The sequence below is a fragment of the Streptomyces sp. MspMP-M5 genome (assembly GCF_000373585.1).
GTDB lineage: Bacteria > Actinomycetota > Actinomycetes > Streptomycetales > Streptomycetaceae > Streptomyces.
Genome location: NZ_KB891962.1, coordinates 172,900 through 187,220 on the forward strand (window position 1 = coordinate 172,900; position 14,321 = coordinate 187,220).

The 14,321-nt window shown below is 71.3% G+C and carries 12 protein-coding genes; 3 read left to right on the forward strand and 9 right to left on the reverse strand.

The window, feature by feature from the left end; all coding sequences use genetic code 11:
• Positions 1-19 precede the first annotated feature (19 nt).
• On the forward strand, positions 20-793 hold the full coding sequence (locus B073_RS0138105) for an SDR family NAD(P)-dependent oxidoreductase (protein WP_026248123.1): 774 nt from the start codon (positions 20-22) through the stop codon (positions 791-793).
• A gap of 96 nt (positions 794-889) precedes the next feature.
• On the opposite strand, the gene B073_RS42540 is transcribed toward B073_RS0138105, so the two are convergent.
• A complete protein-coding gene (locus tag B073_RS42540) occupies positions 890-1,861 on the reverse strand; it encodes a ScbA/BarX family gamma-butyrolactone biosynthesis protein (RefSeq protein ID WP_158690330.1) in 972 nt (323 codons plus the stop codon).
• Between the two features lie 148 nt (positions 1,862-2,009).
• Here B073_RS42540 and B073_RS0138115 point away from each other — a divergent pair, with 148 nt between their 5' ends.
• The gene (locus B073_RS0138115) at positions 2,010-2,687 is read left to right on the forward strand and encodes a ScbR family autoregulator-binding transcription factor (RefSeq protein ID WP_026248124.1); all 678 of its coding nucleotides are present in this window, start codon (positions 2,010-2,012) and stop codon (positions 2,685-2,687) included.
• Positions 2,688-2,787: 100 nt separating this feature from the next.
• On the opposite strand, the gene B073_RS42545 is transcribed toward B073_RS0138115, so the two are convergent.
• The 4 genes from B073_RS42545 to B073_RS0138135 all read right to left on the reverse strand — a co-directional run bounded on the left by B073_RS42545 (position 2,788) and on the right by B073_RS0138135 (position 7,095).
• Entirely contained in the window at positions 2,788-3,561 is a 774-nt protein-coding gene (locus B073_RS42545) for a ScbR family autoregulator-binding transcription factor (RefSeq protein ID WP_018543313.1), read from the reverse strand.
• Between the two features lie 199 nt (positions 3,562-3,760).
• A complete protein-coding gene (gene xylB, locus B073_RS0138125) occupies positions 3,761-5,164 on the reverse strand; it encodes a xylulokinase (protein WP_026248125.1) in 1,404 nt (467 codons plus the stop codon).
• 43 nt (positions 5,165-5,207) lie between these two features.
• The gene (locus B073_RS0138130; protein ID WP_018543315.1) at positions 5,208-6,206 is read right to left on the reverse strand and encodes a zinc-dependent alcohol dehydrogenase family protein; all 999 of its coding nucleotides are present in this window, start codon (positions 6,204-6,206) and stop codon (positions 5,208-5,210) included.
• Between the two features lie 97 nt (positions 6,207-6,303).
• Complete coding sequence (locus B073_RS0138135) at positions 6,304-7,095, reverse strand: DeoR/GlpR family DNA-binding transcription regulator (RefSeq protein ID WP_018543316.1); 792 nt, start codon at positions 7,093-7,095, stop codon at positions 6,304-6,306.
• A gap of 151 nt (positions 7,096-7,246) precedes the next feature.
• Between B073_RS0138135 and B073_RS0138140 the strand changes: the two genes are divergently transcribed.
• On the forward strand, positions 7,247-8,554 hold the full coding sequence (locus tag B073_RS0138140) for an MFS transporter (protein WP_018543317.1): 1,308 nt from the start codon (positions 7,247-7,249) through the stop codon (positions 8,552-8,554).
• Between the two features lie 132 nt (positions 8,555-8,686).
• On the opposite strand, the gene B073_RS0138145 is transcribed toward B073_RS0138140, so the two are convergent.
• The 4 genes from B073_RS0138145 to B073_RS0138160 all read right to left on the reverse strand — a co-directional run bounded on the left by B073_RS0138145 (position 8,687) and on the right by B073_RS0138160 (position 14,135).
• On the reverse strand, positions 8,687-9,133 hold the full coding sequence (locus tag B073_RS0138145) for an Lrp/AsnC family transcriptional regulator (protein ID WP_018543318.1): 447 nt from the start codon (positions 9,131-9,133) through the stop codon (positions 8,687-8,689).
• Positions 9,134-9,264: 131 nt separating this feature from the next.
• A complete protein-coding gene (locus B073_RS0138150; RefSeq protein WP_026248126.1) occupies positions 9,265-10,959 on the reverse strand; it encodes a DUF885 domain-containing protein in 1,695 nt (564 codons plus the stop codon).
• Positions 10,960-11,061: 102 nt separating this feature from the next.
• The gene (locus B073_RS0138155) at positions 11,062-12,465 is read right to left on the reverse strand and encodes a GNAT family N-acetyltransferase (RefSeq protein WP_018543320.1); all 1,404 of its coding nucleotides are present in this window, start codon (positions 12,463-12,465) and stop codon (positions 11,062-11,064) included.
• Between the two features lie 83 nt (positions 12,466-12,548).
• Entirely contained in the window at positions 12,549-14,135 is a 1,587-nt protein-coding gene (locus B073_RS0138160; RefSeq protein ID WP_018543321.1) for an alkaline phosphatase D family protein, read from the reverse strand.
• Positions 14,136-14,321: the final 186 nt, after the last annotated feature.

Sequence of the window (14,321 nt, forward strand, 5' to 3'; positions counted from 1 at the left end):
GAGATGGCAGAATCCCGCCATGACTCAGAAGAACGGCCTGCTGTCCGGCAAGATTTCCCTGATTACGGGAGCGAGCAGCGGGATAGGCGCGGCAACCGCGAAGCTCTTCGCAGCAGAAGGCGCGGTGGTGGTGCTTACGGCCCGTCGGGTCGACCGCCTCGCTGCTCTCGTGGCAGAAATTCGGGAAACCGGCGCCGAAGCGTCGTACACGGCGATGGACGTCTCTCGCGACGAGGACGTGAAACGTGCCGTCGAATTCACCATGGAGAAATACGGGCGCTTGGATCTGGCGTTCAACAACGCGGGCATCGGCTGCGATCAGGAGCCCATGCACCTGATGAAGCAGAACGCGTACGACGAAATCATGGACATCAACGTCCGCGGTGTCTGGCACTGCCTGCAACACCAGATCGCCGCGATGCTGCACGGCGGTGCGGGCGGATCCATCGTCAACAACAGCAGTGTCGCCGGACTGCAGGCAATTCCCGCCGGCGCACCCTATATCGCCTCCAAGCACGCCGTCATCGGGCTGACCAAGGCAGCGGCTGCCGAATATGCGCCGCACGGTATCCGCGTCAATGCGGTGGCGCCCGGTACGACCCGCACGGAGATCATTGCCGGCTGGTTCGACCGGAATCCCGGGCTGGAGGAGCAGCTGCACCAGGCGACTCCCCAGGCCCGTACCGCCGAGCCTGACGAAATCGCCCAGGCGGTCGCGTGGTTGTGCAGCGACCGCTCTTCTTTCGTCACGGGGACGGTGACGCCCGTGGACGGTGGATACACCCTGGTGTAACGCCCGGACGTGGAAGATGCCCGCTTGCGCTGAGCCGGGCCTGGACCGGCTGTCTCTTTCGGGCAGCCGGTCGAGATCCGCAGCGGTCGCCGGACGTCAGCAGCTGGAGCTGGTGAGGACGGCGGTGAACGCCAACTCGCCGTTCTGACGGCCGGTTACGGACACCGCAGTGGCGCCCTCGGTCTCAGCGGAGACCGGGTGCGCTTCGATCGAGCAAGGGCTGTCGAACTCGACGTAACGGTGAAAGGCTGTCTTGACGGTTTCCGCCCGGAAGGTCCTCGGCGACGCCGCCAGACGGGCGGCTTGCTGGGCGGCCTCGATCAGGACGAGGCCGGGGACGTGGTCGACGGGATGGTCGTACAGCGCGGTGTTCTGGAAGTCACTGCGCAGCAGCCACCGCCCGGCGTCGTCCGTGGGCGTGAGCACCACCTCGACATCGGTGGTGCAGTCCACCTGAGCCGGCGCGACGGGAGCCGACAGCGGTGGCTGGTCACTCACCGCCTCGGCGTGGTCGCCCCGGAGGCGCCGGAAGACGGCCGGAGGGATCCATTCGAAGCTGGTGGCCGCCGTGCCGACTTGCCGTCCGTCGAAGTGGATGCTCATCGTCATCTGCAGACCGGTGATGGAACGGCCGCGCGACTTGGTGATCTCGCACCGGACATTAATAATCAGGTCGGCCGGTTTGTTTTCGCCGCCCAGAAAATCCATGTCGAAGTCGAAGTCGAAATTGCGCAGCAGGACCGCATGACTCAGGGGGACCCCGAACTCCGTGTGTGCGAGCAGCAGTCCTGCCTGCCGTACCGTCTGCGCGACCGTCATGGTCCCGCTCCGGAAGTCCCGGCCCGGCACCTCGTTGCCCCGTGCCGGCCACCTGGCGGTGACCTGGTAATTCATGGCGCTGGAGCGCTGCCAGTCGGTGACCAACACGGAGTCGTCGCGTCGGAGATGGACGAAGCTCTTGAGCACGCTTGCGCTTCGTTCGATGCTCTGCGTCGCCGGGAGCGGCGAGCTCTCGTGCGGTGCGACAGAACGTTCCTTGTGGTCGAGCCTGAGCAATGGCCTGGACATGGAGGACCCCCTCGGTACCTCGAGCAACAGCGCTTCGGCTGGCTGATGATAAGATACGTACTTACCGGTTTGATTTTCAATGCAGAGGTACACCACCACAGAGCACTCGCTCAAACGGGGAGGTGAGCCGCGTGCGGGAGGATCCGTCATGGCGAGGCAGGCACGGGCGATACAGACGCGACGTCAGATCTTAGAGGCGGCGGGCGTTGTGTTCGACCAGCTCGGATACGAGTCCGCAACCATAACCGAGATCCTCTCGCGGGCGGGCGTGACCAAGGGCGCCCTGTACTTCCACTTCGACTCCAAGGAATCGCTGGCCCGAGGCGTGCTCGCGGAGGCCGTCACCACCGAGGGCGTCCTCCCGCAGGAGTCCAAACTTCAGGAATGCGTGGACCTGGGCCTCGTTCTCGCGCACCGCGTGCCGCGAGAACCCATGCTGAGCGCTGCGATTCGCCTGTCGGCCGATCAGAAGGCCCGCACTCTGTTCGGCACTTCCTGGACGGCCTGGGCGAACCTCATGGGCGAGTATCTCGACCTGGCCAAGGCGCAGGGCGAACTGTTGCCGAACACCGTCCCGCAGGAAACGGCGATGATCATCGTCGCGGCATGGACCGGCGTGGAGATCGTGACCTCCGATCTCAAGGACGGCGAGTGCCTCGAACGCCGCATTTCCCGGCTCTACGATCACCTGCTGCCCAGCATCGCCGTGCCGGGTGTGCTGGCAAAGCTGGACACCTCGCCGGACCGCGGCGCCCGGATCTGGGAGGCACACCAGAAACAGGCTGCGGGAGCTGGTGGCACTCTCGATCTGCCGGCCTATGTCTGAACTGGCCCCCTCGGGCCCGCAGTCCGCGGCTTGAGCGGCGCGCGTCCGCGCAGTCGCACGGCACGTCCCGGCCCAGGCCCACCTGATTCACGTCGGCTCCTCAGTCGAGGGGGCACGTCGTCCCGGGGCCGACCCGCAGGTTTCGAGTGGTGCCGCCTGTGGCGTGCGCAGGGGAGCCCGGCTGGGTCTTCCTGGCGCGGGGCACGGACCTGGCGAGGCCCGCACGGGGGCCGAGCACGCCGCCCGTGGTGTTGATGACCGACTCCGTGCCCACGAGTTCCAGCCTCTCGAACGCTTCTGGTCTGGCGAGTCCGGGCAGCAGGTGCCGCCAGAGGCCGGCCAGGGACTCTCTGGAGAGCCAGTCAGGGTTCTGCCGGCCGAGGGACTCGACTCCGACGGTGGCCGCCACGATCGTCGCCGTGGCGTCGTCGTGCGCCGCATCGGGAAACGCCGTCTGGTCGGCCACGGCTCGGGCCAGCAGCTCGTGGACGCAGGTGAACCAGCGCTCGCGGAGATTGATGTCGAGCGCGTGCGGTGCCTCGGAGTTCAGGTGCAGGCCCGCGCGCACCACCACGTCCCAGCGGATGTGCTGCGCGTACACGTGGCTGATGTCGATCAGTGCCTGAAGCGCCGAAGGGCTCTTGCGCCGGACGTGACGAGCCAGGCCCCGCAGCGTGCGGTCCGCCTCCTCCTCTACGGCTGCTGCCACGGCTGCCTTGGTGTCGAAGTGGAAGTACAGCGCCCCCGGGCTCACGCCGGCTCCGGAACTGATTCCGGACAACTTCGCGTGCGCGAAGCCATGTTGGTCGAACGTCTGCGCCGCGGAGCGGATCAGGGCGTTGCGCGTGGAGACGGCCCTCGCCTGCATCGTCATCGGTGGCTCCTGCTCAAGGCATCCGGAGTGGCGAAACGACGACGGCTTGCGCGACGGGGACGGGCGGCGAACGGAACGGCTGCAGCACCCCACCATCAAACCAACTAACCGGTTTCTTTTCCAGGGTGCCGCCCGAATTGCTGCATGTCTGCACTCCTTGCGCCGCGGTCGAATCCGGGCAACGGGCAGGGACCTCGGGTTACCCGTGCACCGTCGACCTCGCTTCGGCGTAGGCCGCGCGGATGCGGTGACCGGTGGAGCCGTCGGCGGGTGCGGTGATGCGGCGGGACGCGGCAACGGGCCAGGGCGGTGGTTCGGGAGTGCCCGCCAGCGCCCAGGCGGCCTGGCGGGCGGCGCCGAGGGCGACGTACTCCTCCGGGGCGGGCACGGTGACCGGGGTGCCGAAGATCTCCGCGGCGATCTCGCCGACCACGGGTGCCTTGGCCGCGCCGCCGATGATGAGCACCCGGCGGGCCTCGACGTCCTGGTCGCGCAGCCGGTCCAGGGCGTCGGCCATGTTGCACAGCATGCCCTCGACGGCTGCCCGGGCGAGGTTCGGCGGGTGCATGTTCGCCTTGCGCAGGCCCATCAGGCTGCCGGCGGCGTCGGGGAGGTTGGGGGTGCGCTCGCCGCCGAGGTAGGGCAGGAGCACCAGTCCGCCGGCGCCGGGTTCGGCCTCGCGGGCGAGCCGGTCGAGGTCGTCGAGGGTGACGTCGAGCAGGCGGGCGGTGGAGCTGAGGACCCGGGCGGCGTTGAGGGTGCAGACCAGGGGCAGGTAGCGGCCGGTGGCGTCGGCGAATCCGGCGACGGCACCGGTGGGGTCGCCGGTGGGGTGGTCGGCGACGGCGAAGGCGGTGCCACTGGTGCCGAGGGAGATCACCACGTCGCCCGGTTCGATGCCGAGGCCCAGGGCCGCGCCCATGTTGTCGCCGGTTCCCGCCGCGACCAGGGCGCCGTGCGGGGTGCGTCCGGCCGCCTCCAACGGGCCGAGGACCCGGGGGAGTCGGGCGGTGCGGCCGTCGAGGGCGAGGGCGAGCAGGTCGCGGCGGTAGGCGCCCTCGGAGGGTGACCAGTAGCCGGTGCCGGAGGCGTCGCCGCGGTCGGTGACCGGCTCGGCGCCGCTGCCGGGTCCGCCGCACAGGTGCCAGGTCAGCCAGTCGTGCGGCAGCAGGACGCGTTCGGTGCGGTCGGCGTGCTCCGGCTCGTGTTCGGCCAGCCAGCGCAGTTTGGCGACGGTGAGGGCGGCGACCGGGACCGTGCCGACCGCCTCGGCCCACTTCTCCGGCCCGCCCAGCTCGTCGACGAGGTCCGCGGCGGCCCGTGCGGAGCGGGTGTCGTTCCACAGCAGCGCGTCGCGTACCGGTGTTCCGGCGGCGTCCAGCGCCACCAGACCGTGCTGCTGGCCGGCGACCGCCAGCGCATCGACATGTTCCAGGAGGCCGTCGCCGGCCTCGCGGAGCGCCCGCCACCAGGCCGCGGGTGCGATCTCGGTGCCGTCGGGGTGGGCGGCGCGGCCCCGGTGGAGGACCTTCCCGGTGTCGGCGTCGCAGACGACGACCTTGCAGGACTGGGTAGAGGAGTCCACCCCGGCAACTGTGGGCATGACGATGTCGCTTCCGTGCAACGAATCGGGAGAAGTGGGGAGTTCAGCCCTGCGGGCGGATCTGGATCTTGCGGCCGGAGCCCTCGCGGAAGGTCTGGAGGGCGGCGCCGAAGTCGTCCAGCGGATAGCGGTGGGTGATCATGGTGTCGGCGTCGATGACGCCCTTCGCCATCAGGTCCACCGCGCGCCCGAAGCTGTGCAGTACGGCCATCGACCCGACGATGGTGATCTCGTCGTTGTAGACCCGGAACGGCGAGAAGGACGCGGTGGCGGCGGACGGCGCTACGCCGAACTGCTGGAAGGTGCCGCCGCGGCGGACCCGGCCGAGGCCGTCCTCGATGACCGGGATCACGCCGGTGCAGTCGATGACGGTCTCCCAGCCCTGCGGGCGGTCCAGCTCCGCGGCGCTCACCGCGGTGGCGTCCGCGCCGAGCCGTTCGGCGACGGCCAGCCGGTCCGTGTTGAGGTCGACGACCGAGAGGGAGGCCGCGCCCGCGGTCCGGGCGAGCTGAAGCATCATCAGGCCCATGGTGCCGGCGCCGTAGATGAGGTAGTGGTCGCCGAGCCGGCGCGGCAGCACGTCGAAGCCGCGCACCGCGCACGACAGCGGCTCGATCAGGGTGCCCTGGCCGGCCTCGACGCTCGCCGGTAGCCGGTAGCAGTTGGCGGCGGGCACCTTGACGTACTCGGCCATCGCGCCGTCCACGGTGTCACCGATCGCGCCCCAGTTCTCGCACAGGTTGCCCCGGCCGTTGGCGCAGTAGTGGCAGGCCCCGCAGAACAGCGACGGATCGACGGCGACCTGCTCGCCGGTGCGCAGCCCGGTCACGCCCGCGCCCAGCGCGACGACCTCGCCGGTGAACTCGTGGCCGGGAATGATCGGATACGGGGTGGGGGCGAACTCCCCCTGCACTATGTGCACATCGGTGCCGCAGATGCCCACCGCGGCGGGGGCGACGACGACCTCGCCCGGACCGGGCGTCGGGTCGTCGACGGTGGTGACCTCGTACTGCCCGGGGGTGTGGATGACGACGGCACGCATGGACGTGGCCTTTCTCGGGGGTGGGTGGGGTGCGGAGGGTGTTGGGGGAAGCGCCCCGGGAAGGCGGGGGCCTCGGTCCGGCCGGGGACGGCTCGGCTCAGCCGTGGGGATCGACGGTGCGGATCTCCACGCCGAGGTCCCGGACGGACCGCAGCTCGCTCTCCGGGGTGTCGGTGTCGGTGACCAGCAGGTCGTAGCCGCCGGCGTCGCCGTACGGGTAGGTCGCGGTGCGGCCGAACTTGCTGTGGTCGACGGCCAGTACGGCGCGTTCGGCGGCCTGTAGGTACGCCTGCTTGGTCTCCGCGTACTCGCGGACCGGGTGGAAGAGCCGGCCGTCGCGGACCGAGGTCGCGGTGACGAAGGCGACCGTGGCACGGAGGTCCTGGAGCTGGCGGCGGACCTGCGGGCCGGCGCAGGACTCGAAGTCCTCGTAGTAGCGGTCGCCGAGCAGCGTCACCTCGGCGGGCGCGGCCGCGAGGAGGGAGGTGACGCGCAGCGAGTTGGTGATCACGCGGATGCCCTGGACGGCGGCGAGCCGGCGGGCGAGCGGGAAGAGCGTGGAGCCGCAGTCGATCAGCACCGTGTCGCCGGGCGAGACCTCTTCCGCGAGGGCGTCGGCGATGGCGGACTTGACCTCGACGTTGGCGTGCTCGCGAAAGCGCAGTGCGCTCTCCATGGCGACGTTGGAGAAGGCCGTCGCCACTCCGCGGCCCTTGCGCAGCAGTTGGCGCTCGTGGAGGTTGTCCAGGTCGCGGTGCATGGTCATCACGCTGACGCGCATCCGCTCGGCGAGGTCGGCGATGCGGATCTCGCCTTCCGCGGCGACCTGGCGCAGTACCGCCTGCCGGCGCTCCTCCACCTCGGCCTCGGAGCCGCGACTCGGTCGCATGGTGGCACCCCGTTCCTTCCCCGGCGGTCCGTCCGCCGCGCTGCACTCTAAAACATCACACACTTTATGTGAAGCTCTTGAAATTCTCTGAGACCTTGTTCAGTCTGTTGGCCGTCCACGGGCACACGCCCGGCCCATCAGGAGGTCCCCCGTGCTCCACCCACCCCAACAGCGCGAACCGTCGCCACCCCGCAGCACCGTCCTCGGTATCCCCCGGGCCCTGATCTGGGGCTATGTCGGTGTCCTGCTCTTCATGATCGGCGACGGCGTGGAGACCAGCTATCTGCCGACGTTCTTCAAGACCGACCTCGGCTTCGCGGAGGCGAGTGTCGGGATCATCTTCACGGTGTACGGGGTCACCGCCGCGGTGGGTGCGTTCCTGGCGGGCGGGCTCTGCGACCTGTGGGGGCCGCGCCGGGTGATGATGGCCGGGGCCGCCTGCTGGGCCGTCTGCCACACCCTGATGCTCGCGGTCGCCGTCCCCGCCCACTCCTACTGGCTGATCCTGTTCACCTACGGTCTGCGCGGCTTCGGATATCCGCTGTTCGCCTACGGGTTCATGGTCTGGATCATGGCGGGCGCGCCGGAACGGCAGCTCGGCAAGGCGCTCGGCTGGTTCTGGTTCTGCTTCACCATGGGCTACCCCGTCCTCGGCTCCGCGCTGGTCTCGCTCCTCAAGCCCGCGATCGGCTTCTACCACACCCTGTGGGTGTCCCTCGCGATGATCGTCGCGGGCACCCTGGTCGCGCTGCTCCTGCTGCGCGAACGCACCGGATTCCAGGGCCTGTCCAGGGGCGCGGAGCGGCCCGGCCTGTCGCGTACGTTCCTCGGTTGCTTCACCGTCATGTTCACCAAGCCGCGCGTCGGCATGGGCGCCGTGGTCCGGCTCATCAACACCACGTCGCAGTTCGGCGTGTGGGTCTTCGTCCCGCTCTTCCTCGTCGACCGGATCGGCTTCAGTGCGCAGGAGTGGGCGTCGCTGCTGATCGTGATGATGGTCAGCAACCTCGCCTGCGTGGTGCTCTTCGGCGCGCTCGGTGACAGGTGGAGCCGGCGCAAGACCGTCGCCTGGCTCGGCGGTGTGGTCTCGGCGCTCGCCTGTCTGGCGCTGTACTACGTGCCCCGGGCCGCGGGCCACGACTTCCCGCTCGTCGCCGTCGCCGCGGGCGCGCTGGGCGTGGGCATGGCCGGGTACGTCCCGTTGCCCCCGCTCATGACCTCGCAGGACCCGGAGCGCAAGGGCCAGATCATGTCGGCCTACACGCTGGGCGCCGGCGCCAGCATGGCCTTCGGCCCGCTCATCGGCACGCTCTTCATCGGCTCGATCGGCATCGGCGGCGTCCTGTGGATCTACGCCGTCCTGCATCTGCTCAGCACGGTGCTCGTGCTGGCCGTGAAGTCGCCCGGTGCGCCCGCGGAGCTCGGTACGTCCGTCGCCGCACAGCTGGTGGAGCAGTAGTCGGCGGGTCGTTGAACGGGCCGTACGGTAAATCCATGAACAAAAGGGGCGTATCGGTCATCTCGGTCTACGGGGGCTAACTCCCGCGCCCCTCATGGCCCGGCCGCGGTCGGGCCGTCGGCCCCCGGCGGGTCAGGTGCGGACCGCACGCCGGGGGACCGGTGAGGAGTACACGACGCTGGTGGCCACCTCGCCCAGGGTGCCGATCCGGCCCGACACCTCCTCCAGGTGCTTCATCGACCGCGCCGCGACCTTGATGAACAGGCAGTTCTCGCCCGTGACGTGATGCGCCTCCAGGATCTCCGGGGTGTCCGCCACCAGGTCCCGGAACGGCCGGCCGTCCCCGCCGGAGTGCCGCAGCCGGACGAACGCCAGCACCGGCAGCCCGACCCGCTCCGGGTCGATCACCGCCGCGTACCCGGAGATCACCCCGGACTCCTCCAGGCGCCGCACCCGTGCGGACACCGCACTCGGCGACATGTTCACCGCCCGCGCCAGCTCGGCGCGGCCCATCCGCCCGTCGTGCTGCAGGACGTCGAGGATGCGCCGGTCGGCGTCGTCAGGGGAGTATCCGGTCATCCCCGCTGTCTAGCAGGGGAGTCACCGGCAGAGCAAGGGTCTCCGGGGCACCGATGGGTGGGGCCTCCGAGGCCGCCGCGGCCGGCCATCACGGGAGGGCGGTGGCCGGCCGCGGGAGCAGGTGCCCCGGTTCAGAGGGCGGAGAGTTCGGTCAGCAGGTCGTCCAGGCCGAGCGAGCCCTGCGACAGCGCCGCCATGTGCCATGCCTTCAGGTCGAAGTCCGCGCCGTGCCGTGCGCGGGCGGCCTCCCGGCCCTGGAGCCAGACCCGCTCGCCGAGCTTGTAGCCGATCGCCTGGCCGGCCATGCCCTGGTAGCGGACGATCTCGCTCTCGACGAAGTCGGCCGGGCGGCTGCTGTGCGCGGCCATGAACGCGTGCGCCAGCTGCGGCGTCCAGCGCTCGCCCGGGTGGAACGGCGAGTCGGCCGGGATCGCCAGCTCCAGGTGCATGCCGATGTCGATGATGACTCGGACCGCCCGCATCATCTGGGCGTCCAGATAGCCCAGCCGCCGCTCCGGCGTGGTCAGGAAGCCCAGCTCGTCCATGAGGCGCTCGGCGTACAGCGCCCAGCCCTCCACATTGGCGCTGACCATGCCGACCGAGGTCTGGTAGCGCGACAGCCGGTCGGCGACGTGCGCCCACTGCGCGAGCTGGAGGTGGTGGCCGGGCACCCCCTCGTGGTACCAGGTGGAGACCAGGTCGTAGGCCGGGAAGCGGGTCTGGCCCATGGTCGGCAGCCAGGTGCGCCCGGGCCGGGAGAAGTCCAGCGACGGCTGGGTGTAGTACGGGGCGGCGGCGCTGCCGGGCGGGGCGATCCTGGACTCCACCCGGCGGACCCGCTCGGCGAGGTCGAAGTGGGTGCCGTCCAGTGTGTCGATGGCCTCGTCCATCAGCGACTGGAGCCACTGCCGGGTCTCCTCGACGCCCTCGACCGCCTCGCCGTGCTCGTCGCACCAGGCCAGCGCCTCCCACGGGGTCCTGGCGCCGGGCAGCACCTTCTCGGCCTCGGCCTGCATCTCGCCCAGCAGCCGGTGGAACTCCGACCAGCCGTAGGCGTACGCCTCCTCCGGGTCGATGTCGGCGCCGTTGTAGTAGCGGGCGAGCCGGGCGTACCGCTCACGGCCGACCACGTCCGGCGCGCCCTCGATCGCCGGGGCGTAGACGTCCCGGAACCAGTCGCGCAGCTCCACCAGGGCGCCGCCGGCGGCCTCGGCGGCCGCGTCCAGCTCGGCGCGCAGCGACTCCGGGCCGGGGGCGGTGAACTCGGCGAACCAGCTGCGGCCGGTGCCGATCCACTCGTCCAACTGGCCGATGACGGTGGTCACCTGGAGCGGCCCGGCGGGGAGGTCCTGCTCCAGGCCGGCCTGGAGGGCGGCGCGGTAGCCGGCCAGCGCGGCCGGCACGGCGCGCAGCCGCCGGGCGATCGCCGCCCAGTCCTCCTCGGTGTCGGCGGGGTTGAGGATGAGCGCCTCGCGGACGTGGTGCAGCGGCGAGCTGAGGTTGCTGACGGTGCGCAGCCCCTCGCCGGCGTCGTGGACGGCGAGTTCGGCGGTGAGCCGTTCGCGCAGCAGCCGCGCGCAGACCGTCTCGGCGGGGCTGTCCGCGCCCGGCCGGGCCTCGGCCTCGGTGAGCCGGTCCAGGGTCGTACGGGCGAGCTGCGCCACTGCTTCCTGGCCCTCGGGCGAGAAGTCGGGGAGCCTGCCGGAGCTCTCGGGAACGCCGAGGAAGGTGCCGGTGATCGGGTCCAGTTCGACGAGGGCGTCGACGTAGGCGTCGGCGACCTGGCGGGGCAGCGGACCGCCCGCGGGAGTAGTGGTGTTGGACATGCGGGCCATCCTCGTACGGATCGGCCCGTCGCGTCACCATCATTCCGTCGGACGGGCCTGTCGCGGCCGGTGCGGCGCTCCTCCGGCACCGGCCGCACCGGCTCAGCCGTGCCGGGAGCCGTCCCGCAGGCGCAGCTGCGGACCGTCCGCACGACGGGCGGGGAGGCCGCCGGGGCGTGCGGTGATCACCAGCGTGCCCTCCTCGATCTGGTAGTCCAGCGGCAGCCCCAGGCCGCGCATCGCCGCCACCATGCCGGTGTTGGACGCCTTGGTGATGGCGTAGACGCTCTCGCAGCCGGCCTCGGCGGCCATCGCGATCAGCCGCCGCAGCAGCTCCGTACCGATACCGCGCTGCTGCCAGGCGTCCTCGATCAGTAGCGCCACCTCGGTCTCGTCGCCGTCCCACAGCAGGTGACCGAGGGCCACCAGCCGCCCGGAGGCGGTCTCCACGGCCAGCGTGCGGCCGAACCGCGGGCTCAGCAGATGCCCGAGATAGCGGTCGGCGTCCCCGACCGGGCCGTGGTAGCGCTGCGCCAGCGTCCGCGGCGAGCAGCGCTGGTGCATGGCCCGGGCGGCGGCCAGATCGCCGGGGTCGGCGCGGCGGACGGTGATCTCGTTGCCCTCCGGCAGCGTGAGCACGTCGCGCCGCGGCGGTATGCGCTGGCCGAGCCGGGCGTCCAGGTCGACCAGCGCCCGCACCCGGGCGAACTCGGTGGGGGTGAACGGCAACTGCGGCCGTTCGATGGTGAGCGAGCCCCCGGAGGGGTCGCGGAACTTCATGGTGTGCTCCTCCAACACGCCCTCTGCGGGCACTTCTTCGGCCTGCGGCTGGCCGGTCAGCGACCGGGCCGGCACCGAGTGGATGGTGCAGCGACCCAGCAACTGCCGCAGTGCCAGTGGGAGTTCGGCGGAATCCAGGGCCGTACGGGTGGCCAGGCCCAGCATCCGGGTCGGCGCGTCGGCGAGGTCGTGCGCGTCGGCCCGCTCCAGCCAGGCGTCGCTGCCGCCGGCGCCGGTGATCGCGGCGGTCAGGTCGGCGGGCGCCAGGCCGGCCGGGGTGCGCAGCAGGAACTCGTCGACCGTCCCCGCGGACAGCGGGTGGGTCTGCAGGCTGAGGATGTCCACCCGCAGTGCGGCCAGTGCCGTGCACAGGACGGCGAGGCTGCCCGGTTCGTCGCGGACCGTGGTCCGCATCCGCCACAGCGCCGTCTCCGGGGCGCCGGCCTCGGCGGCGGGCCCGGCCGGCGCCGCGGTGGCGCCGGCGGCCGCGGGAACCGCCGGTGGTCGGGCCGTCTCCTGACGGCGTGCCCACCATTCCCGGCAGCCCGCCGCGGCCAGCAGGGCCGGCGCGGCGGCGCACAGCAGCAGCCGGCCGGACGGGCCGGGGACCAGGGCGTCGACGGCGGCATCGGCCACCGCCACGGCCGTGAACAGGGCGGCGAGCGCGACGGCGGCCCGGCGCCGGTCGGGGCGCCGGGCGGAACGGGCGGAGGTCGCTTCAGTCATGCGGACAGCCTCGCCGACAGGTGTTGCCTGGTCGCCAACACCTTGTGTCGGACGGGTAAAAGGCACCTTGGGCACATTGGCCTCTACTGTCCTACCCATCCCGGTTGCAGCGTTTTGGTGAACAACACCTCGCCGCCCTCCTGACACAGCCGCACCGTCAACTCCCCGCTTCCCCCGTCGATATCGACCTCGCCGAAATACTGCGGACTCTCCGCCGGGGAGACGTTCGCACGGTCCGGCGCCTTGATGAACGGCTGCGCCGGCCCGAAAGTTCCATCGAGCTTCACGGCCGGGAAACCGCCCGCGCAAAGCGGTCCGGACACGAACTCCCAGAACGGCTCGAAGTCCTTGAACGCCGCCCGCTCGGGTGCGTAGTGCTGCGCCGAGGTGTAGTGCACGTCGGCCGTCAGCCACAGGGTGCCGGTGATCCGCCGGTGCTTGATGTGCCGCAGCAGCTCGGCGATCTGCAGCTCCCGGCCCAGCGGCGCCCCCGGGTCGCCCTGCGCCACCGCCTCGAAGTTCGCCGGGCCGTCCGTGACGACCAGCCCCAGCGGCATGTCCGCGGCGATCACCTTCCACACCGCCCGCGACCGCGACAGCTCCCGCTTGAGCCAGCGCAGCTGCTCGGCGCCCAGGATGCCCTGCGGGTCGGCGGTCTGCCGGTCGGGGGAATTGGCGTTGCGGTAACGGCGCATGTCCAGCACGAAGACGTCCAGCAGCGGCCCGTGCCGCAGCACGCGGTACACCCGGCCACGGGCGTCCGGCCGGAGCGTCCGGACCGGGAAGTACTCGCTGAAGGCGCGCAGCGCCCGCGCGGAGAGCACGTCGACGTCCTTGACGCGGTACCGGTCGTCGTCCAGCAGCTGGCCCGGATACCAGTTGTTGTGCACCTCGTGGTCGTCCCACTGGATGACCGTCGGCACCTGGGAGTTGAACCGGCGCAGGTTCTCGTCCAGCAGGTTGTAGCGGAACGCGCCCCGGAACTCCGCCGGCGTCTCGGCGACCTTGGACTTCTCCTCCGTCGTGACGTTCCGCCAGATCCGGCCGTCCGGCAGCGTCACCCGCTCCGGGATCGGGTTGTCGGCGTAGATGTTGTCGCCGCTGCACAGGAAGAAGTCCGGGTCCCGGCGCCGCATGTCCTCGTAGACCCGGTAGCCGCCGCGCTCGGGGTTGATGCCCCAGCCCTGCCCGGCCAGGTCCCCGGACCACAGAAAACGCATGTCCCGGCGCCGCTCGGGCGCGGTGCGGAACGTACCGGCCACCGGCTCGCCCGTGCGCTTCGGGTGGTCGGGGTCGGCCAGCAGTACCCGGTAGTGGACCTGCTCCCCGGCCGGCAGTCCGTGCAGCGCGGTCACCCCGGTGAAGTCCGTGCCGGGCCCCAGCAGCGGCCCCTGCCACGTACGGGCGTTGCGGAACGACTCGGTGGCGGCGGTCTGCACCACCATCCGGGCCGGCCGGTCGGACCGCACCCACACCAGGCCGGACGATGCGGTCACGTCACCGGCCTGCACGCCCCAGGAGGCGCGCGGCCGTCCGCTCCGTACCAGTGCCGGCGCGGCCGTCGCCGGCGTGGCCCCGGCCACCGCGGGCAGCGCCAGCGCCGCGGACCCGGCCGCCGCGCCCTGCAGGAGCGACCGCCGCCCGAAGCCGCCGCCGGAACCCTGGCCCATCTCGCACCTCCGTGATGCGTCCGATCTCGTCACGCCCCGTTCGTATCGCCACCCGGTGCCCTGCGGGCGAACTCCCGGTGAACACCGGCCGCATGACCCCGGATCGGACCAGCGTCCCAGGACCACCGACCGATCGCCAGGCGCCGTCCGCAACCCCTACGGTCCGATAACGCGCCGCCGCCCGGC

What these genes read in the sequence shown, in the direction of transcription:
- B073_RS0138105 (WP_026248123.1), top strand. Translation starts at nt 20, where the DNA reads ATGACTCAGAAGAACGGCCTGCTGTCCGGCAAGATTTCCCTGATTACG.
- B073_RS42540 (WP_158690330.1), bottom strand. Translation starts at nt 1,861, where the DNA reads ATGTCCAGGCCATTGCTCAGGCTCGACCACAAGGAACGTTCTGTCGCA.
- B073_RS0138115 (WP_026248124.1), top strand. Translation starts at nt 2,010, where the DNA reads ATGGCGAGGCAGGCACGGGCGATACAGACGCGACGTCAGATCTTAGAG.
- B073_RS42545 (WP_018543313.1), bottom strand. Translation starts at nt 3,561, where the DNA reads ATGACGATGCAGGCGAGGGCCGTCTCCACGCGCAACGCCCTGATCCGC.
- xylB (WP_026248125.1), bottom strand. Translation starts at nt 5,164, where the DNA reads ATGCCCACAGTTGCCGGGGTGGACTCCTCTACCCAGTCCTGCAAGGTC.
- B073_RS0138130 (WP_018543315.1), bottom strand. Translation starts at nt 6,206, where the DNA reads ATGCGTGCCGTCGTCATCCACACCCCCGGGCAGTACGAGGTCACCACC.
- B073_RS0138135 (WP_018543316.1), bottom strand. Translation starts at nt 7,095, where the DNA reads ATGCGACCGAGTCGCGGCTCCGAGGCCGAGGTGGAGGAGCGCCGGCAG.
- B073_RS0138145 (WP_018543318.1), bottom strand. Translation starts at nt 9,133, where the DNA reads ATGACCGGATACTCCCCTGACGACGCCGACCGGCGCATCCTCGACGTC.
- B073_RS0138150 (WP_026248126.1), bottom strand. Translation starts at nt 10,959, where the DNA reads ATGTCCAACACCACTACTCCCGCGGGCGGTCCGCTGCCCCGCCAGGTC.
- B073_RS0138155 (WP_018543320.1), bottom strand. Translation starts at nt 12,465, where the DNA reads ATGACTGAAGCGACCTCCGCCCGTTCCGCCCGGCGCCCCGACCGGCGC.
- B073_RS0138160 (WP_018543321.1), bottom strand. Translation starts at nt 14,135, where the DNA reads ATGGGCCAGGGTTCCGGCGGCGGCTTCGGGCGGCGGTCGCTCCTGCAG.